This window comes from Bradyrhizobium sp. SZCCHNR1002, from assembly GCF_032381435.1.
Taxonomy (GTDB): Bacteria; Pseudomonadota; Alphaproteobacteria; order Rhizobiales; family Xanthobacteraceae; genus Bradyrhizobium; species Bradyrhizobium aeschynomenes.
Map to the genome: position 1 here is coordinate 1,332,234 of NZ_JAUHIS010000001.1, position 18,255 is coordinate 1,350,488.

Sequence of the window (18,255 nt, forward strand, 5' to 3'; positions counted from 1 at the left end):
CGAGCTGATCGGCCTCGCTCCGGCGTTCCCCGCAATTTGTTTGTGCCATTGTGGGATTGACCGGCTCAGAAATCCAATGAATTGTTATGGCTTGATCAATGAGTTGGGATCATCAATGCACACGCCCACGTTGCGTCAGTTGCAGCAGCTGGTCTATCTCGCGGAAGAGCGGCATTTCGCCCGGGCGGCCCAGCGCGCCCATGTGACCCAGTCGGCCCTGAGCCGAAGCCTGCAGACGTTGGAGGACGCCGCGGGAATGCGGCTGTTCGACCGCAGCTCGCGCTCGGTGGAGATCACCGCAGTCGGCGAGCGGCTGGTGGCGCGAGCCCGCTCGCTGCTGTCGGGCGCCGACGATCTCGGCCGCGAGATCAGGCTGCTCCGCTCGGGAGACGCCGGCCAGGTGACGGTGGGCGTGGGCGCGTTCACCGGCCTGACCCTTCTGCCGGACGCCATGGCACAGCTCTATTCGGAGCATCCGTCCGTGCGCATCAAGGTGGTGCAGGACAATTGGCGCGCCCTCATGGACGTGCTGCAACAGGGCAAGCTCGATTTCTTCCTGGCGCACATCACCGACATCCGCGCGGACGACAGCCTGGACCTCGAGCCGCTCGGAAGCCTTCCCGGATTCTTCTACTGTCGTCCGGCGCATCCGTTGGCGGGTCGACGGCAGCTGTCGGTCCGCGATCTGGCCGGCCAGCACTTCGCCTCGGTCGCGCTGCCGCCGGACTTCAGCAGGCGGCTGGACGACCTGATCGCTTCGCCAGCTGGACGCGGCTTTGATGTCGCCCTTGAATCCGAGAACGCCGGCCTGCTGGTGCAAATGGCCGTGCGCTCGGACGTCGTGCTCGTTGCAGGAGATGCGGTTGTCACCCACGAGCTCGCCTCAGGGCAGCTGGTCCGGCTCAATGTGGCCGAGCTGAGCGAGCCTCGCGCATCGGACCTGCTGCTGGCCCAATTCGGCATTTTGCGCCTGAAGGGCCGCACTCTATCGCCGGCAGCGCTGATGCTGATGGACATGGTGCGCGCGCAAGCCGCACGCATGCTGACCGGACCGCGCCGGCCACCCGCGCCCCGCGCCGCGCGCAACGCGCCTCGGTCTCGGCCGGGCCCACGCAAGAAGCCGGGCGCGCCCGCACGCCGCCGGTCGCGCAATCAGACCAGGGGCAAAGCCTGACCGGGCTACTGACGCTGCGCCATCATGGTCCGGCGGCGCTGCGCGATACCTCCTGCAGAACCCGCAGCGCCTGCTCGGCCTGCGCTTCGGGTACGAACAGGTGATCATGGTGGAAGGCCGAGACCGCATTGACGCTGATGCCGGCGGCAGCCAGCGCCGTGGTCACGGCGGCGAGGAAGCCCACCGCGTCGAGCGCGGAGTGCACTGACAGCGTGATCAGGCGGGCGGCGAACTGATAGGTCAGCCCGGCCTGCTCGGCCTCCTCACGCCGTACGATCAGCGTGATGCCTTCACGCTCCCGAAACAGCATCAGCGGCGTCAGTGCGGCGGGAGGCGCCTCGGCGGGAGAGAGGCAGCAGAACACGAAGACGCCATCCCGCAACTCGGGCGTCATGTTCAGCAGCAAAGCGCCGAGGTGACGCTCTCCTTCCATCTCGCCTGCCATGACCCGTCAGGATTTGGCGAGCCGCTCGCGGCCATGCGGCGCGGCGAAATCCTGCTCCGGTCCGACCGGAACGATGCCGGTCGGATTGATGGTGCGGTGGCTCTCGTAATAGTGCCCCTTGATGTGCTGGAAGTTCACCGTGGCCGCGATCCCGGGCCATTGATAGAGATCGCGCGTGTAGGCCGACAGATGCGGATAGTCGGCGATGCGGCGGATGTTGCACTTGAAGTGGCCGACATAGACCGCGTCGAAGCGGATCAGCGTCGTGAACAGCCGGATGTCGGCCTCGGTCATGGCATCGCCGAGCAGGAAGCGGCGCGTCGACAGCCGCTGCTCGAGCCAGTCGAGCGTCGCGAACAGTGGGCCGATTGCTTCCTCATAGGCGGCTTGCGTGGTGGCGAAGCCGCATTTGTAGACGCCGTTGTTGAGCGTGTCGTAGACGCGCGCATTGATCGCGTCGATCTCGTCGCGGAGCGCCTCCGGGTAGTAGTCGCCGGGCCTGGCACCGATCCCGTCGAAGGCCGAATTGAGCATGCGGATGATCTCGGACGATTCGTTGTTGACGATCGTCCGCTGCGCCTTGTCCCACAGCACCGGCACGGTCACGCGGCCGGAGTAGCGTGGATCGGCCGCGGTGTAGACCTGATGGAGAAGTTGCGCGTGATTGATGTCATCGGCCACGACGCCGGGGCCGCCGGCAAACGTCCAGCCCTGCTCGCGCATCAGCCAGTGCACCACCGAGACCGAGATGAAGGCGTCGAGGCCTTTCAGCGCGCGCGTGATCAGGGTGCGGTGCGCCCATGGGCAGGCCAGGCTGACATAGAGATGATAGCGCCCGGCCTCCGCCTCGAAGCCGCCGCGACCGCTGGGCCCCGGACGTCCATCCGCGGTGACGAAGCTGCGGAAGGCGGAATCCTTGCGCACGAAACGGCCGCCGGAGGCTGCGGTGTCGTACCAGACATCGTGCCACACGCCGTCGACGAGTAGTCCCATGATGCTTTCTCCTCCGGGCTCATGCCCGCGCCAGCCGTGCCCTGGCCCGCGTGACCGCATTGATGAAGCCCTCGCGGGCATCCGAGTGGCCCTGCCCGCGCGGCTCCAGCACGTGGCGCAGCAGGAACAGGCCGGTCAGGCGGAAGCCGTCGACGAGGTCCTGGTCGGACCAGCCATGGTCTTCCTCGCTCTCACGCAGGAAGGGCGGCAGCGGCAGCAACCGGTCGGCCCAGGGCGCACCGGCGCTACGCGAGACGGCGCCGCCGGATTTCGGCGATACATAGACAAGGTCCGTGGTCTCGCCGGTTGCTGCGCAGGATTCCAGATCGAGCCCGAAACCGAGTTCCGCCAGGATCGCGAGTTCGAACCGCACGATGTGGACGGCGGCGCCGCCGGCGTCGTCGAAATCATTCAGCGCGTGTTCGAGCCGAAAATACATGTCCTCATGCGGATCGCGCTCGGGCAGCAGCCGTGCAAGCGATGCCAGATGCGTCACACCATAGGCGCCGTGCGACGCCGACATCAGCTCCGCCGCGCGCAAGGTCAGCCCGTCGATCGCGTACATGCCGAGATGCTCGTCGAGCCGCGCGCGCCACACCGCTCGCACGGTGTTGCCGGGCTGCAGGACCGGCCGCATGCGCTTGCCGCTGGCGCCGCGAACGAGCCCGAGGTGGCGGCCATGCTCGCGCGTCAACAGCTCCAGCACGGCGGAGGATTCGCCGTGCCGCCGGATGCCCAGCACGATGCCGTCATCGGTCCATTCCATCGGGCAAGTCGTCTCTACTATCCAGGGCGCTCAAACCCAAGCGCCCATTGCGCGTCGGCGGACAACGTAGCTTGCACGCCATGCTTCCGCAAACACCCGTCCTTGCGAGCGAAGCCGGACACGCTGCGCGTGGCCTGCCTACATTCCCGCCATCAGGCGTCGAACCAGCCGCGCGCGTCGCCGGTGAACGAGTAGTACAGCCCGATCGTCGTCAGCGCGCAGGAAATCACCTCGATGCCGGCGTCGAGCGTCATGCCCTTCAGGCCGATGACCTGCACCAGCGAGATGCTCGACAGAACCAACGCCGCCAGCAGCACCCAGCGCGGCCAATTCTTGCGGCGCTGAGCCGCCAGATAGACGAAATAGAACAGCAGCAGGATCACCACGCCGTTGAGAATGGTCTCGGTCGTGATCATGCTCTCGGTCCGCTCGAAGGTCGGGGTCCGGTCCGACACGGCAACCGAGAGCGAATCCAACATCAGCGAGATGTAGAGCAGCACTTCGAACCACAACACGTTGCGCGGCACGCTCATCGTCATTCCCTGGGGAACTCGAGCCCCATTTCCCGGTAACGATCGGGATCGTCGCCCCAGTTCTCACGCACCTTCACGAACAGGAACAGGTGCACCGGCACGCCGGTGATCTCGGCGATCTCCTTGCGCGACTGCGCTCCGATCGACTTGATCGTCGCGCCGCCCTTGCCGAGCACGATCTTGCGCTGGCTGTCGCGCTCCACGAAGATCGTCTGCTCGATCCGGATCGAGCCGTCCTTGCGCTCGGTCCAGCTGTCGGTCTCGACCGTGGACTGATACGGCAGCTCCTGATGCAGATGCGAGTAGATCTTCTCGCGGGTGATCTCGGCCGCGAGGTGACGCATCGGCGCGTCCGACATCTGGTCCTCGGGATAATGGAACGGACCGGGCGGCACCATCTCCGCCAGCGCCCGCCTGAGATCGTCGACGCCGTCGCCCGAGATTGCCGAGATCATGAAGGTGCGCGCGAAGGACAGCTTCTCGTTGGCCGCGGCCACCAGCGCCAGCAGCTTTTCGCGCGGCACAAGGTCGACCTTGTTGACGACCAGGATCTTCTCGTGAGCGACCGAAGCCGCCTTGTCGATGATGGCCTGCGCCTCGTCGTCGATGCCCTTCTTGGCGTCGAGCAGCACGCAGACGAGATCGGCATCATGCGCGCCGCTCCAGGCGGTGGTCACCATCGCGCGGTCGAGCCTTCGCTTGGGCGAGAAGATGCCGGGCGTGTCGACCAGGATGATCTGCGAGGCGCCCTCGATGACGATGCCGCGGATCAACGCGCGCGTCGTCTGCACCTTGCGCGAGACGATCGTGACCTTGGATCCGACCAGCGCATTGACGAGGGTCGATTTGCCGACGTTGGGTGCGCCGATCAGCGCGACGAAACCGCAACGGGTATCGGCCCCCCGCACGGCCTGTTGCTCAGCCGTCATTGCTGCCGCCGCTGACGCCTTCACGTTCGATCATCACGGATGCCGCTACCTTTTCTGCCGCGCGCTTGGAGCCGCCGATGCCTTCGGCCGGCTCCAGGCCCGGCAGATCGACGGCGACCCGGAACTGCGGATCATGATGAGGGCCGGTGCGCTCGACCTCGCGATAGACGGGCGTCGGCAGGCCCTTGCCCTGGGCCCACTCCTGCAACACCGTCTTCGGGTCGCGCAGCGGACGCCGCGGCTTGTGCATGCGCTCGGTCCAGTTGCGCTCGACGAAGCCTGCGGCGGCCGTGTAGCCGCCATCGAGGAAGATCGCGCCGATCACCGCCTCGCAGACATCGCCCAGCACCGATTTGCGCAGCCGCGCCCCGGCGCCGGCGCCGACCGCACCGAGCTTGATGTCGTCGAGCAGACCGAGCGACTTGGCGACGTCCGCACAGCTTTCCTTGCGCACGAGGTCGGCGAGCCGCTTCGACAGTTCGCCCTCGTCGGCACTGGGAAACGAGCGATACAGCATGTCGGAGACGATCAGACCGAGCACGTGGTCGCCGAGGAATTCGAGCCGCTGGTAGCTGTCACCGCGCTTCTTGGAGGATTTCAGCGCCGAGACATGGGTGAAGGCGGTGCTGAGCAGCGACGGGTCCGAAAAGCGGTGGCCGATGCGTGCCTCGATCGCAGCATTGGCCGCCTTCTCGGCGGCCTTGGCGCTCTTCGCAGCCCCGGCTCCGGGGCTCTTGGCGCGGCGGCTGCCCTTCTTGCTGCGAGGCGCCGTTTCGGGATCGGTCTCCGCAGCCGGTGCAGCGATGTCCGATCCGCTCAGGATGATCCCGGCGGGCGGCTCGCCGCCGCCATCGACCTTCGGCTCGGTCTTCGCTTCCGCCTTGGCTTCCAGCTTCGGCTCGATCTTGGTTTCAGCTTTGGCGTCAGGCTTAGCGTCAGGCTTGGCGTCGTTCTTGGGCTCTGCCTTCATCTCAGGCTTCGGCCGCGACGCGGCCTTCGGCGCGGCTTCGAGGGCGCGCGCACCGGTTTGCGGGCTCGCCGCAGCGGCCTGCGTGGTCTGGATATCGTGTGAGTCGTCGATCATCGCACGATTTTGAACAGACGTTCCCAACGGATGGACATGGGCCAGCGCCAGAACGCCCAGGCATGCTCGCCTTCCCTGATGGAGAAGAAGATCATCTGGGCGCGGCCGATGATGTTTTCGAACGGGACGTAGCCGACCGCCAACGGCACGCGGCTGTCGGTCGAGTTGTCGCGGTTGTCGCCCATCATGAAGAAGTTGCCGGGCGGCACGGTGTAGACGTCCGTATTATCGTAAGGGCCGTGATCGAAGCAATCCAAGGTCTCGTAGCTGACACCGTTGGGCAGCGTCTCCTTCCAGGCCTTCACGCGCGCGATGGAATCGGCGGTGCCGCAGGGGTCCTCGCCGACGAAATCCTTCAGGCGCTCGCGCTGGACCGGCACGTCGTTGATGTAGAGCAGACCGTCACGCATCTGGATGCGATCGCCGGGCAGACCGATCACGCGCTTGATGTAGTCGATCTCGGTGTCCTTCGGCAGCCGGAACACCACGATGTCACCGCGCTTCGGCTCGGAGCCGAAGATGCGGCCGGAGAAGATGTTCGGCGACTGCGGGATCGAGAAATGGCTATAACCGTACGAGTATTTCGAGACGAACAGATAATCGCCGACCAGCAGCGTCGCCTTCATCGATCCGGAGGGGATGTTGAAGGGCTGGAACAGGAAGGTGCGGATCACCAGTGCGATCAGGAGGGCATGAACGACGACCCGAACGGTTTCCCCGAGGCCGCTCTCAGTCTTGGTTCCGGAGGTCACGCTCATCGCTCTTTCACTGTCCCTGGGCGAATGGTCCGACGATTCGCCAGCCGTTGCATAACACCCCTCCGTCCGCGAACAACGTATCGTTCCGCGGCTTAAGGGAGTCTGTCCTGATTCTGGTGGTCAAGGCCAACTCCGGTTTGACCCAGAATCCGCCCATGGTGCAGTCATTCGATTTGAGCGGGGTTTTAGACGACTGCGCGCAGCCGCGCAATCAAGGGCCGCATCAAAACTACATAAGCCCCTGGAATCGATTGCATTTTTGTTTTCGGCACGCGCCGGGCGGCTTCAGGACGTTGCCTGGGGCACCGCCGAGATGATGACGAAAGCCTGTGCCAGCGGCCAGTCATCGGTGATCGACAGATCGATGCGGGCCTCGTGTCCCGCCGGCGTCAGCGCCTTCAGGCGCTCGGCGGCGCCCCCGGTGAGCTGCATGGTCGGCCGGCCGCCGGGCAGGTTCACCACCCCCATGTCGCGCCACCACACGCCCTGGCGGATGCCGGTGCCGAGCGCCTTGGCGCAGGCCTCCTTGGCGGCGAAGCGTTTGGCATAGGTGGCGATCACCATCTTCTCGTTCTTGGCCCGCCGCTCGGCCTTGGCGCGCTCGGCCGCGGTGAATATCCGGTTCAGGAAGCGCTCGCCGTGCCGTTCCATCACCTCGGCGACGCGGCGGATGTCGATCAGGTCGGAGCCGATGCCGATGATCATGCTGCCGTCCCCAGCCGCGCACGGCCGCGATCCATGGCCGCGCGCATCGCCCGGACCGTCTCGGCGAGGCCCACGAACAGCGCCTCGCCCATCATGAAGTAGCCGATGTTGAGCTCGACGATCTCCGGCAGCGCCGCGATCCGCTCGGCGGTCGCATAGTCCAGGCCATGGCCGGCATGCACCTCCAGCCCCGCCGACCGGGCCAGCCGGGCGCCAGCCACGATCCGCTCCCACTCTGCGGCCGCCTTGTCCGCGTGGCCCTCGGTGATGGCGTCGCACCAGCCGCCGGTGTGGATCTCGATGACGGGCGCCCGCAGGCGTGCGGCCATCTCGATCTGGGCCGGGTCGGCGGCGATGAACAGCGACACCCGGATGCCGGCCTCGCCCAGTCGGGCGATCGCGGGCGCCAGCGCGTTGTGCTGGCCGACGACGTCGAGGCCGCCCTCGGTGGTGAGCTCCTCGCGCCGCTCTGGCACCAGGCAGCAGGCGTGCGGCCGGGTGGCCAGCGCGATCCGCACCATCTCCTCGGTGGCCGCCATCTCGAAATTCAGCGGCTTGGAGATTGCGGCCTTGAGGCGGGCCATGTCGTCGTCGCGGATGTGACGCCGGTCTTCGCGCAGATGCGCGGTGATGCCGTCCGCGCCCGCCTCGATGGCCAGCAGCGCCGCGCGCACGGGATCCGGAATGCGCCCGCCGCGGGCATTTCGCAGCGTCGCGATGTGATCGACATTGACGCCGAGGCGCAGCTTCGGAGGATGGGACATCGACGGGGCTCGCAGAGTTCTCGAAACGGAGATTGCTGGTTTAACGCATCGCCGCAGGAAACGCTGCGGTCAAACCCGCAGATTAGCCATTCACCCGGTCGACCCTGGCGACGATGGTCTTGGCGCGCAGCTGGTTGATGATGGCCGAGAGATGCTTGAGGTCGTAGACCTCGAGATCGATGGTAAGCTCCGTGAAGTCCGACGAGCGCCGGCTCATGCTGATGTTGTCGATGTTGCCGTCATGCTCGGCGATGACGGTCGCGACCTGGGCGAGGCTGCCGGGCTCGTTGACGTTCTCGACCCGGATGCGCGCCGGGAAGCGCTGCGGCGTGGTCTCGTCGACGTCCCAGCGGACGTCGAGCCAGCGCTCCGGCTCGTCCTCGAAATCCTTCAGCGCCGGCGATTGGATCGGATAGATCGTGATCCCCTCGCCCGGCGTCACGATGCCGACGATGCGGTCTCCCGGCACGGCGCCGCCATTGGGCGCGAACTTCACCGGCAGGCCGGAATTCAGCCCGCTGATCGGGATCGCGAACGGACCGCGATGGGGCTCCGCCGTTGGCGCCGCCGCGGCCTTCGGCGCGCTGGCCGGCGCAGCCGTCTTTTTCGCGCCGTAGCGGACGACGCGCTCTTCCTTGTAGTCCGGGTACATCGCCCGGGCGACGTCGGACGCCTTGATCTCACCGCGGCCGACCGCGGCCATCACATCCTCGATCGAGGCCCGCGCCAGGCGCGGCAGCGCGCCCTTGAGCTTGTCGTCGGCATATTCGAGCTTGGTGCGCTCGAACAGGCGTTCGACGATGCGGCGGCCAAGCCCCGCATATTGATCGCGCACGGCGGTGCGGGTGGCGCGCCGAATCGCGGCCCGCGCCTTGCCGGTGATGGCCAGCGTCTCCCAGGCCGACGGCGGCGCCGACTGCGCATCCGAGGTCAGCACCTCGACCTCGTCGCCATTCTGCAGCTCCGAGGAGAGCGCGGCGAACTTGCCGTTGATCTTGCAACCGACCGCGCTGTTGCCGACGTCGGTGTGGACGGCATAGGCGAAGTCGATCACGTTTGCGTGGCGCGGCAGCGCGATCAGCTTGCCCTTCGGCGTGAAGCAGAACACCTGGTCGTGAAACAGCTCGAGCTTGGTGTGCTCGAGAAACTCCTCCGGATTGGCGCTTTCCGAGAGGATGCCGATGGTGTGGCGCAGCCAGGCGAAGGCGTTCGATTCGCGCTTCAAGAGTTCCGTCGGCGAGCCGATGTCGTCCTTGTAGAAGGCGTGGGCGGCGATGCCGAGCTCGGCGATCTGGTCCATGTCCTCGGTACGGATCTGCAGCTCGACGCGCTGCTTGCCCGGACCGATCACGGTCGTGTGTATCGAGCGGTAGTCGTTCTGCTTCGGCGTCGAGATGTAATCCTTGAAGCGGCCCGGCACGACCGGCCACGTCGTATGCACGATGCCGAGCGCGCGGTAGCAGGACTCCAGGTCCGGCATGATGACGCGAAACCCGAAGATGTCGGACAGCTGCTCGAACCCGATCGATTTGCGCTCCATCTTGGTCCAGATCGAGAATGGGCGCTTGCGACGGCCGAACACGCGGGCGGTCAGGCCATGATCGCGAAACTTGCGCGCGAGCTGGCTCTCGATTTCGCCGATCAGGTTGCGGTTGCGATCCGCCAGGGCATCGAGCCGCTGCTTCACGACGCTGTAGGCCTGCGGATCCAGCGATTGGAACGACAGATCCTCGAGCTCCTCGCGCATCTCCTGCATGCCCATGCGCCCGGCAAGCGGTGCATAAATGTCGAGGGTCTCCTCGGCAATGCGCCGGCGCGAGGCCTCGGGCACGAATTCGAGGGTGCGCATGTTATGCAAGCGATCCGCGAGCTTCACCAGCAATACACGCACGTCGTCGGCGATCGCCAGCAGCAGCTTGCGCAGGTTCTCGGCCTGCTTGGCCTCGCGCGAGACGAGCTCCAGCCGCTTCAGCTTGGTCAGGCCCTCCACCAGCGCACCGATCTCCGGTCCGAAGAAGCGGTCGATCTCGGCGCGGGTCGCCTCGGTGTCCTCGATCGTGTCGTGAAGCAGCGCGGCGACGATGGTGGCATCATCGAGCTTGAGGTCGGTCAAAATGGCCGCGACCTCGAGCGGATGGGTGAAATACGGGTCGCCCGACGCGCGGGTTTGCGACCCATGCGCCTTCATCGCGTACACGTACGCCCGGTTGAGGAGATCCTCGTTAGTATCTGGATTGTAGGAGCGGACCCGCTCCACCAGATCGTATTGCCGCATCATGCGCGAGCGCGGCTTCTGCGGACGCGGCCGCTCGGCCGGCGGCGGAGGCGCCAACGCGGCCGATTCGGCCGCCGCCTGCATCTGCTGAGGAGTGTGGCCTGCAACCACCATGGAAAATGACTAAACCTTTATCTTCGTGACCGAATCCGCCGGATCGCGGGCGCGCGCCGCGCCCCTGAGGTAATCACGGAATCACGTTCAAATGCAAAGGCCCGGACGAGGTCCGGGCCTTCACATTCTCACAAGTTAATCCGTGCGCGCGAACCTTCGTCGCGTCGTCACTCGTCCTCTTCCGGCTGCTCCTCCGGCGGAGCGAGCCCCTCGAGGCCCTTCAGCAGCTCTTCTTCGGTCATGCGCTCGACCGCGACCTCGGTGTCGTCGGCATCGACGCTCGCACCGGCCGAACCGATCAGCGGCACCGTATCCGGCTCCGGCTCGTCCACTTCGACGAACTTCTGCAGCGAATGCACCAGTTCTTCCTTCAGATCCTCGGGAGAAATGGTCGAATCCGCAATTTCCCGGAGTGCCACAACGGGATTCTTGTCATTATCTCTATCAATTGTAAGTTGTGATCCCGACGAGATCATGCGCGCGCGATGCGCGGCCAGGAGGACCAGGTCGAACCGGTTGTCGACCTTATCAATACAATCTTCCACAGTGACGCGCGCCATTGTCGCTCCGGTCCTTTGTGTGCTTAATATGCTGATTATGCTGGGCTAGGTATAGAGACTGGCCGGTTTTCGCAAGGCCAAACTGGCGTCAGGGTCCGGCAAGGTGCAAGGAGTACCGAATTCGGCAACCTTGACTGGCGCTCCATCCGGACCCGCGGAATTCGGGCCTTGGACAAGAAAACGCTTCATTACGTCGTCACAACTGCGCCTTTGTTGCCCCGATCACTCCTGTTTGCGGTAACCTCACACCAGACGGACCGCCAACACCTTGGCAGTATCTTGAAATGGAATGCGCGGCCGAGTGGAGCCGCGCCAAAAATAGAATCTAACTGAACGCGAGACACTGAATGTCATCTTCGACCAACAAGATTGCGCTCTTCATTGACGGCGCCAACCTATATGCAACGGCCAAGACGCTCGGCTTCGACATCGACTACAAGCGCCTGCTCAAGGAATTTCAGAGCCGCGGCACGCTGCTTCGCGCGTTCTATTACACGGCGATCATCGAGGATCAGGAGTACTCGTCGATTCGCCCGCTGATCGACTGGCTCGACTACAACGGCTATACGGTCGTCACCAAGGCGACCAAGGAATTCATCGACGCCAGCGGCCGGCGCAAGGTCAAGGGCAACATGGACATCGAGCTTGCCGTCGATGCCATGGAGCTCGCCGAGCACATCGACCAGATGGTGCTGTTCTCGGGCGACGGCGACTTCCGCTCGCTGGTGGAGGCGATGCAGCGCCGCGGCGTTCGCGTCACCGTGATCTCGACCATCTCGAGCCAGCCGCCGATGATCGCCGACGAGCTGCGCCGCCAGGCCGACGTCTTCACCGACCTGGTCGAACTGCAGTCCAAGCTCGGCCGCGACCCGTCCGAACGCCCTGCCCCGCGCGAGCCGCGCCATCACTCGCCGCAGTTCCTGCAACGTTCGACCGCGCCGGCCGCGCGCACGCCCACGACCACCACCACGTCCAACGATGACGATTTCGAGGACTAGGACGGTCACGCGCGGCGCCCGAAGGGCCGATCCGGACACACCTCTCTCGGCAGCACATCCGACCGATCCCGACCGCGACTGTCCGCTGTGCCCCCGTCTCGTCGATTTCCGCAACACCCAGCGGGCGCGCGAGCCGTCATGGTTCAATGCGCCCGTGCCGTCGTTCGGGGATGCGGGCGCACGCCTGCTGATCGTCGGCCTGGCGCCGGGGCTGCAGGGCGCAAACCGTACCGGCCGACCGTTCACGGGCGACTATGCCGGCGAGCTGCTCTATGGCACGCTGCTCCACTACGGCTTCGCCCGGGGGCGCTTCGAGGCGCGTCCCGACGACGGGCTGACCCTGGTCGATTGCCGCATCAGCAACGCGGTGCGCTGCGTGCCGCCGCAGAACAAGCCGCTGCCGGCCGAGATCAATCAGTGCCGCAGCTTCCTCGGCGCCAGCATCGCCGCGATGCCGCGCCTGCGCAGCATCGTCGCGCTCGGCCGCATCTCGCACGACACGCTGCTGAAGCTGCTGGGCCTGCGCGCCGCCGCCGCCCCTTTCGCCCACGGCGCCGTACATCAGGCGGGCGGGATCCGGCTGTACGACAGCTATCACTGCTCGCGCTACAATACGAACACCGGCGTGCTCACGACCGAGATGTTCCACGCCGTGTTCGCGCGCGTGAAGGCGGATCTGGATTAGTTCACCTCGACCAAATCGGAGCCTTTTTCATTGCGAGCGAAGCAATCCAGGGGCCGCGCCCTGGACTCTGGATTGCTTCGCTTGGCTCGCAATGACCGAGTATGCCGCACTCGCAGCGTCGAAGGCGAACGACCTGAAATTCAGACGCTGGCGCGGTTGTCCTTCAGCCACGCCAGCACGTCGCCCGCGTTGCGGTCGGGCGGAAACACCGGATAGAACACATGCGCGATGCGCGCATCGTCGATGATCAGCGCCAGACGCTTGATCATGGTCAGTCCGGCGATCTCCATGGTCGGCAGGCGCAGGGCGTTGGTCAACGCGAGCCTGTCGTCCGACAGCACCGGAAACGGCAGATGCAGGCGCGAGGCCATTTCGGTCTGGTAGGCATTGCTCTGCGTCGACAGGCCGAACACATGGGCGGCACCCGCCGCCCTCAGCTCGCCGAACAGGTCGCGGAAGCTGCAGGCTTGCGGCGTGCATCCCCGCGCGCCCGGAATCATGTCCCAATCCTCGACCAGGGACACCTTGCCGGGCTCGCCCGTGCGCGGATAGGCAAACACGACGCTACGGCCCGCCAGATCCGACAGAGTCACCAGCCTGTCGTCGGTCGCGCGCAGACTGAGCGGCGGAATGGTCATCCCGACGAGATGATCGGCTGCACCGTCATCGGTCGGCGCCGGAATGAGGCTCCAATCGACGTTCAACAGGTTCTTCTGATTCATCGGATCGCTTCCCTGGCCTGGGCGTCCCCCTGAGGAGAGCGCGGCGAAGGCTAAAGCGCGATGAGATCAGGATGAAACGTCATCGCGCTTTAGGTTGTTGTTTGCGCATGATCTTTTCGGAAAACCGCTGCGCACTTTTCCGGATCATGCTTTAAAGCCGCGTTACCCGCGCGCCCGCAGCAGACGGCCCTTCTCGCGGCCCCAATCGCGCTTCTTCTCGCTCTCGCGCTTGTCGTGCAGCTTCTTGCCCTTGGCCACCGCGAGCAGCAGCTTGGCACGTCCGCGCTCGTTGAAATAGAGCTTGAGCGGAATCAGCGTCATGCCCTCGCGGTCGACCGCGCCCATCAGCTTGTTAATCTGCTTGCGATGCAGCAGCAGCTTGCGCGGCCGCTTCGGCTCATGGTTGAAGCGGTTGGCCTGCAGATATTCGGGAATGTTGGCGTTGATCAGCCAGATCTCGCCGTCGCGGGAATCCGCGTAGGATTCCGCGATCGTCGACTTGCCGCTGCGGACCGACTTCACCTCGGTGCCGGTCAGCGCGATGCCGGCCTCGATGGTGTCCTCGATCGCATAGTTGAACCGCGCCTTGCGGTTCTCGGCGGCGACCGTGATCTTGGGCTCGTTCTTGTCGGCCACGTCAGGCTTTCTTCAGGAGATCCCTGATTTCGGTCAGAAGCTCGACCTCGGCTGTGGGCTTCGCCGGAGCGGCGGGCGCCGCCTCCTGCTTCCGCTTCAACTGGTTCATCACGCGGATGATCATGAACAGCACGAAGGCGACGATGAAGAAGTTGAGCGTCAGCGTCAGGAAGCTGCCATAGGCCAGCACCGCGCCCTGCTTCTTCGCATCCGCCAGATTGGTTGCATTGACCGCCTTGGACAGCGGGATGAAGTAGTTCGAGAAGTCGAGGCCGCCGGTGATCGCGCCGATGATCGGCATGATGACATCGGCGACCAGCGAGTTGACGATGGCGCCGAACGCCGCACCGATGATGACGCCGACCGCGAGGTCGACGACGTTGCCCTTCATGGCGAATTCGCGGAATTCCTTCAACATGCCTGCATCCCCCTCAGACTTGCAAGAAAACTCTCGGTCGCGATCGAGTGGCTCGATCAGTTGATCAATCCGGCGTGAACCATGGCATCGCGCACCGCGACCCGGGTCGGCTCCGACACCGGCACCATCGGCAGCCGCAGCTTCTCCTCGATCTTGCCGAGCAGCGAGAGTGCGTATTTCACCGGCGCCGGATTGGATTCGATGAACAGATTGGTATGCAGCGGCATCAGCTTGTCGTGAATCTTCAGCGCGGTGGCGACATCGCCCTTCTGCCAGGCCTTGTGGAACTCCGCGCACAGCCGCGGCGCAACGTTCGACGTGACCGAGATGCAGCCATGGCCGCCATGGGCCATGTAGCCGATGATGGTGGCGTCCTCGCCCGACAGCTGGTTGAAATCCTCGCCCATCGCCGCGCGCTGCTGCGACACGCGCACCATGCTGGCGGTCGCGTCCTTCACCCCAGCGATGTTCTTCAGATCATACAGCCGCTTCATGGTGTCGACGGACATGTCGATCACCGAGCGCGGCGGGATGTTGTAGATGATGATCGGAATGCCGATCGCATCGTTGATCGCCTTGAAATGCTGATACAGGCCTTCCTGCGTCGGCTTGTTGTAGTACGGCGTCACCACCAGCACCGCATCGGCCCCGGCCCTCTCGGCATGCTGGGCGAGCTCGACGGCCTCCTTGGTCGAATTGGAGCCCGCGCCGGCCACCACGGGCACCCTGCCCTTGGCCTCGGCGATGCACCACTCGACCACCCGCTTGTGCTCGTCATGGCTCAATGTCGGGCTCTCGCCCGTCGTGCCGACCGGCACCAGGCCGTTGGTGCCCTCGTCGATCTGCCAGTTCACGAGGCTGCGGAACGCCGCCTCGTCCACGGAGCCGTTCTTGAAGGGGGTCACCAAGGCGGTGAAAGAGCCTCGGAAATTCGTCTTGGCTGCCATGAAACTCCCTCCCAAACGCGCGTTGCCCCAGAGCGAAGCGCACTTCATACCGGGTCTGGACACAAGGCGGAAGGCCCGCCCTGGTGTCGGCTGCCTTCTCAACAGGCATGCATGCCGGCCGAATCGCCGCGCCCGCCCGCCGCGTGCCGTAACGCCATCGCCCCCGCGACGCGCCTGACTGCCTGTCGGGAACCGTCCGAGCCCGCGTCGCAGGGCCGCAGCGCCGCCCTTCGGTCGTGATTTCGCCGCGGTGTTGGCGCAGGTTGCAACCATCCCCCGTACATTTAGTATTTGTTCACCTTTTCGATAGACCAAGATCGTCAGGGATCGAAGTCATCCGCCGCAAAGGAACGCCGTGCCCTCTTCTGCCCGCGCCGCCGCATTGCGATCGACCGCCCTGTCGGTGTCTCTCTCGGTGTTCCTGGCCGCCAGCCTGACGCTCGGGCTTGCGCTTGGCGGAGACATCGCCCTGGCCAAGGACAAGGTTCCGCTGCCGAAGGCGCGGCCGATCGCCCGTCACGCGGCTCCCGGTACCGTAGCCAAAGAGAGCACCGAAACCAGGAGCAAGGCCGACGCCCGCGCCGAGGCCAAGTCCGACATCAAGTCCGACACCAAGCCCCACGCCAAGGGCTCCGTCGAGCCGCCGCGGACCGGCCCCAGGGACATCACGCCGAGCGCTGCGGCAGCCCCGAGCCTGCCGCCGCGCCAGCACGCCGCCCTGCCCGCCTCCCGGAAGCCGATCGCACCGGCCGCGATTGCGGCGACGTCGGCGACCTCGCAATCGGACAAGGACACGCTCGAAAACGTCATCGAACTGGTGCGCAAGCGCAAGCCCGAGGACGCCACCCAGGTCGAACAGGCGATCTCGGATCCCGTGGCGCGTAAGCTCGCCGAATGGGTGATCCTGCGCAGCGACAACAACAACGCCACCGTCGAGCGCTATCGCGCCTTCATCACCGCCAATCCGAGCTGGCCGTCGCAGAGCTTCCTGCGCCGCCGCCTGGAGGCTGCGCTGTGGGACGACAAGCGCGACGACGCCGTGGTGTGGTCCTGGTTCGAGAACGAATCGCCGCTCTCGGCCAAAGGCCGGTTCGCGCTCGCCCGCGTCATGCTCAATCGCGGCGACCGCGCCAATGCCGAGCGCCTGGTGCGCGAGGCCTGGCGCAACGATGCGATGTCGGAGGACACCGAGAACAACATTCTCAACCAGTTCGGCGCGCTGCTCTCCGGTGGCGATCACAAGGCGCGAATGGACACGCTGCTGTACGGCAGCGAGCACGAGGCCGCGCTGCGCGCGGCGCGGCGGCTCGGCTCGGGGCACCTGGCCCTGGCCAAGGCGCGGATCGCGACCTATCGCAAGGCCGCCAACAGCCGCGCTCTGCTCGACGCCGTTCCGCGCGAGCTGCATGGCGACGCCGGCTACATCTTCAGCCGCATCCAGCTGCTCAGGCGGGACGAGAATTTCACGGATGCGGCGCAGCTGATGCTGAGCGCACCCAAGGATCCCGGCCGTCTGCACAATCTGGACGAATGGTGGATCGAGCGCCGCCTGCTGGCGCGCAAGATGATCGACACCGGCGAGTACCGCAGCGCCTATCTGATCGCCCGCGACGCCGCGCTGCCGAGCCGGGACATCTACAAGACCGAGCAGGAGTTCACCGCCGGCTGGATCGCGCTCCGTTTCCTGAAGGATCCGGCGACGGCTGCCCAGCACTTCGCCCGCATCGGCGTCGGCAGCGTCAACCCGACGACCCTGGCCCGCGCCGGCTATTGGCAGGGCCGCGCCGCAGAGGCGATGGGCCGCATGCAGGAGGCGCGCGCGGCCTACACTTCGGCGGCCGAGCAGTCGACGAGCTATTACGGGCAGCTCGCGCGGGCCAAGCTCGGCCTGCCGCAGCTCGGCCTCAACGCTGCGCCGACCGGCCGCGGACGCGGCGTCGAACGGCTGGAGGTGGTCCGCGCCGTGCAGCTGCTCTACGAGCTCGACGAGGGCGAGGTCGCAATTCCGATGTTCGCCGACATGGGCGACAATGGCGATCCGGACGTGCTGGTGGGGCTGGCCGAGATCGCCGGCCGAAACAGCGACGCTCGGGCGATGCTGCTGGTCGGCAAGGCCGCGCTCAATCGCGGACTGCCGTTCGATCATTACGCCTATCCGGTCAGCGGCATTCCGGCGTTCCGGTCGATCGGACCGGAGGTCGAGCAGAGCGTGATTTTCTCGATCGCGCGCCAGGAGAGCGCCTTCAACCAGGCCGTGGTGTCGCCGGCGCAGGCTTACGGGCTGATGCAGGTCACGCCGGACGCAGGCCGCTACGTCTGCAAGCGCGCCGGCGTCAGCTTCGATCTCAACCGGATGAAGACCGATCCGGTCTACAACGCCCAGCTCGGCGCCGCCGAACTCGGCGGCCTGCTCGAGGATTATCGGGGCTCGTACATCATGACCTTCGCAGCCTACAATGCCGGCCGCGGCAGCGTGAGGAAATGGGTCGAGCGCTACGGCGATCCGCGCGATCCCAAGGTCGACGCGGTCGACTGGGTGGAGTTGATCCCGTTCGCGGAGACCCGCAATTACGTGCAGCGCGTGATGGAAAATCTGCAGGTCTATCGCGCCCGCTTCGGCGGCGGCTCGCGGCTGCAGATCGAGGCCGACCTGCGCCGCGGCGCGGTGGTGGAGTAGCGAGTAGCGAGTAGCGAGTAGCGAGTAGCGAGTAGCGAGTAGCGAGTAGCGAGTAGCGAGTAGCGAGTAGCG

The 18,255-nt window shown here is 65.6% G+C and carries 19 protein-coding genes; 4 read left to right on the forward strand and 15 right to left on the reverse strand.

Going from position 1 to position 18,255, the window contains the following annotated elements; genetic code table 11:
- The first annotated feature begins 115 nt into the window (after positions 1–115).
- On the forward strand, positions 116–1,174 hold the full coding sequence (locus QX108_RS05960; RefSeq protein WP_315780471.1) for a LysR family transcriptional regulator: 1,059 nt from the start codon (positions 116–118) through the stop codon (positions 1,172–1,174).
- 22 nt (positions 1,175–1,196) lie between these two features.
- Here QX108_RS05960 and QX108_RS05965 read toward each other — a convergent pair whose 3' ends face one another.
- The 11 genes from QX108_RS05965 to rpoZ all read right to left on the reverse strand — a co-directional run bounded on the left by QX108_RS05965 (position 1,197) and on the right by rpoZ (position 11,100).
- Positions 1,197–1,607 carry an ACT domain-containing protein gene (locus QX108_RS05965; RefSeq protein WP_315780580.1) on the reverse strand — a complete coding sequence of 137 codons (411 nt, stop codon included), beginning with the start codon at positions 1,605–1,607 and terminating at the stop codon, positions 1,197–1,199.
- A gap of 18 nt (positions 1,608–1,625) precedes the next feature.
- A complete protein-coding gene (locus QX108_RS05970; protein ID WP_315780469.1) occupies positions 1,626–2,612 on the reverse strand; it encodes a glutathione S-transferase family protein in 987 nt (328 codons plus the stop codon).
- A gap of 19 nt (positions 2,613–2,631) precedes the next feature.
- Positions 2,632–3,378, reverse strand: a complete 747-nt coding sequence (recO, locus tag QX108_RS05975) for a DNA repair protein RecO (protein WP_172183879.1) — start codon at positions 3,376–3,378, stop codon at positions 2,632–2,634.
- Positions 3,379–3,530: 152 nt separating this feature from the next.
- The gene (locus QX108_RS05980; RefSeq protein WP_172183877.1) at positions 3,531–3,911 is read right to left on the reverse strand and encodes a hypothetical protein; all 381 of its coding nucleotides are present in this window, start codon (positions 3,909–3,911) and stop codon (positions 3,531–3,533) included.
- A 2-nt stretch (positions 3,912–3,913) separates the two neighbouring features.
- On the reverse strand, positions 3,914–4,840 hold the full coding sequence (era, locus tag QX108_RS05985) for a GTPase Era (RefSeq protein ID WP_172114037.1): 927 nt from the start codon (positions 4,838–4,840) through the stop codon (positions 3,914–3,916).
- Positions 4,830–5,924: a ribonuclease III gene (gene rnc / locus QX108_RS05990; RefSeq protein ID WP_315780465.1), complete on the reverse strand. Its 1,095-nt coding sequence runs from the start codon at positions 5,922–5,924 to the stop codon at positions 4,830–4,832. Before rnc ends, era begins: the two co-directional genes overlap by 11 nt.
- On the reverse strand, positions 5,921–6,682 hold the full coding sequence (gene lepB / locus QX108_RS05995) for a signal peptidase I (protein WP_172114035.1): 762 nt from the start codon (positions 6,680–6,682) through the stop codon (positions 5,921–5,923). Before lepB ends, rnc begins: the two co-directional genes overlap by 4 nt.
- A 285-nt stretch (positions 6,683–6,967) precedes the next feature.
- A complete protein-coding gene (acpS, locus tag QX108_RS06000; protein WP_172132729.1) occupies positions 6,968–7,387 on the reverse strand; it encodes a holo-ACP synthase in 420 nt (139 codons plus the stop codon).
- On the reverse strand, positions 7,384–8,151 hold the full coding sequence (locus QX108_RS06005; RefSeq protein WP_172114033.1) for a pyridoxine 5'-phosphate synthase: 768 nt from the start codon (positions 8,149–8,151) through the stop codon (positions 7,384–7,386). Before QX108_RS06005 ends, acpS begins: the two co-directional genes overlap by 4 nt.
- An 82-nt stretch (positions 8,152–8,233) precedes the next feature.
- Positions 8,234–10,540, reverse strand: a complete 2,307-nt coding sequence (locus tag QX108_RS06010) for a bifunctional (p)ppGpp synthetase/guanosine-3',5'-bis(diphosphate) 3'-pyrophosphohydrolase (RefSeq protein WP_315780463.1) — start codon at positions 10,538–10,540, stop codon at positions 8,234–8,236.
- A gap of 167 nt (positions 10,541–10,707) precedes the next feature.
- Complete coding sequence (gene rpoZ, locus QX108_RS06015) at positions 10,708–11,100, reverse strand: DNA-directed RNA polymerase subunit omega (protein ID WP_006612728.1); 393 nt, start codon at positions 11,098–11,100, stop codon at positions 10,708–10,710.
- A 347-nt stretch (positions 11,101–11,447) separates the two neighbouring features.
- On the opposite strand from rpoZ, the gene QX108_RS06020 reads away from it, so the two are divergent.
- Together QX108_RS06020 and QX108_RS06025 are read left to right on the forward strand one after the other, a co-directional pair.
- A complete protein-coding gene (locus QX108_RS06020; protein ID WP_172114031.1) occupies positions 11,448–12,098 on the forward strand; it encodes an NYN domain-containing protein in 651 nt (216 codons plus the stop codon).
- A complete protein-coding gene (locus QX108_RS06025; protein ID WP_315780461.1) occupies positions 12,079–12,783 on the forward strand; it encodes a uracil-DNA glycosylase in 705 nt (234 codons plus the stop codon). Before QX108_RS06020 ends, QX108_RS06025 begins: the two co-directional genes overlap by 20 nt.
- A 140-nt stretch (positions 12,784–12,923) precedes the next feature.
- Here the strand turns inward: QX108_RS06025 and QX108_RS06030 are convergent, their stop codons facing one another.
- The 4 genes from QX108_RS06030 to dapA all read right to left on the reverse strand — a co-directional run bounded on the left by QX108_RS06030 (position 12,924) and on the right by dapA (position 15,506).
- Positions 12,924–13,505: a peroxiredoxin gene (locus QX108_RS06030; protein WP_315780459.1), complete on the reverse strand. Its 582-nt coding sequence runs from the start codon at positions 13,503–13,505 to the stop codon at positions 12,924–12,926.
- 162 nt (positions 13,506–13,667) lie between these two features.
- Entirely contained in the window at positions 13,668–14,141 is a 474-nt protein-coding gene (smpB, locus tag QX108_RS06035; RefSeq protein ID WP_015666386.1) for an SsrA-binding protein SmpB, read from the reverse strand.
- 1 nt (position 14,142) lies between these two features.
- Positions 14,143–14,559, reverse strand: coding sequence for a large conductance mechanosensitive channel protein MscL (gene mscL / locus QX108_RS06040; protein WP_315780457.1), 417 nt, complete (start codon positions 14,557–14,559; stop codon positions 14,143–14,145).
- A gap of 56 nt (positions 14,560–14,615) precedes the next feature.
- Positions 14,616–15,506, reverse strand: a complete 891-nt coding sequence (gene dapA, locus QX108_RS06045; RefSeq protein WP_315780455.1) for a 4-hydroxy-tetrahydrodipicolinate synthase — start codon at positions 15,504–15,506, stop codon at positions 14,616–14,618.
- Positions 15,507–15,861: 355 nt separating this feature from the next.
- On the opposite strand from dapA, the gene QX108_RS06050 reads away from it, so the two are divergent.
- A complete protein-coding gene (locus QX108_RS06050) occupies positions 15,862–18,183 on the forward strand; it encodes a lytic transglycosylase domain-containing protein (protein ID WP_315780453.1) in 2,322 nt (773 codons plus the stop codon).
- The last annotated feature ends 72 nt before the right edge of the window (positions 18,184–18,255 follow it).

What these genes read in the sequence shown, in the direction of transcription:
- dapA (WP_315780455.1), bottom strand. Translation starts at nt 15,506, where the DNA reads ATGGCAGCCAAGACGAATTTCCGAGGCTCTTTCACCGCCTTGGTGACC.
- QX108_RS05980 (WP_172183877.1), bottom strand. Translation starts at nt 3,911, where the DNA reads ATGAGCGTGCCGCGCAACGTGTTGTGGTTCGAAGTGCTGCTCTACATC.
- QX108_RS05970 (WP_315780469.1), bottom strand. Translation starts at nt 2,612, where the DNA reads ATGGGACTACTCGTCGACGGCGTGTGGCACGATGTCTGGTACGACACC.
- recO (WP_172183879.1), bottom strand. Translation starts at nt 3,378, where the DNA reads ATGGAATGGACCGATGACGGCATCGTGCTGGGCATCCGGCGGCACGGC.
- rpoZ (WP_006612728.1), bottom strand. Translation starts at nt 11,100, where the DNA reads ATGGCGCGCGTCACTGTGGAAGATTGTATTGATAAGGTCGACAACCGG.
- QX108_RS06010 (WP_315780463.1), bottom strand. Translation starts at nt 10,540, where the DNA reads ATGGTGGTTGCAGGCCACACTCCTCAGCAGATGCAGGCGGCGGCCGAA.
- acpS (WP_172132729.1), bottom strand. Translation starts at nt 7,387, where the DNA reads ATGATCATCGGCATCGGCTCCGACCTGATCGACATCCGCCGCGTCGCC.
- QX108_RS06030 (WP_315780459.1), bottom strand. Translation starts at nt 13,505, where the DNA reads ATGAATCAGAAGAACCTGTTGAACGTCGATTGGAGCCTCATTCCGGCG.
- era (WP_172114037.1), bottom strand. Translation starts at nt 4,840, where the DNA reads ATGACGGCTGAGCAACAGGCCGTGCGGGGGGCCGATACCCGTTGCGGT.
- QX108_RS06025 (WP_315780461.1), top strand. Translation starts at nt 12,079, where the DNA reads ATGACGATTTCGAGGACTAGGACGGTCACGCGCGGCGCCCGAAGGGCC.
- QX108_RS06020 (WP_172114031.1), top strand. Translation starts at nt 11,448, where the DNA reads ATGTCATCTTCGACCAACAAGATTGCGCTCTTCATTGACGGCGCCAAC.
- QX108_RS05965 (WP_315780580.1), bottom strand. Translation starts at nt 1,607, where the DNA reads ATGGAAGGAGAGCGTCACCTCGGCGCTTTGCTGCTGAACATGACGCCC.
- mscL (WP_315780457.1), bottom strand. Translation starts at nt 14,559, where the DNA reads ATGTTGAAGGAATTCCGCGAATTCGCCATGAAGGGCAACGTCGTCGAC.
- QX108_RS05960 (WP_315780471.1), top strand. Translation starts at nt 116, where the DNA reads ATGCACACGCCCACGTTGCGTCAGTTGCAGCAGCTGGTCTATCTCGCG.
- QX108_RS06005 (WP_172114033.1), bottom strand. Translation starts at nt 8,151, where the DNA reads ATGTCCCATCCTCCGAAGCTGCGCCTCGGCGTCAATGTCGATCACATC.
- lepB (WP_172114035.1), bottom strand. Translation starts at nt 6,682, where the DNA reads ATGAGCGTGACCTCCGGAACCAAGACTGAGAGCGGCCTCGGGGAAACC.
- rnc (WP_315780465.1), bottom strand. Translation starts at nt 5,924, where the DNA reads ATGATCGACGACTCACACGATATCCAGACCACGCAGGCCGCTGCGGCG.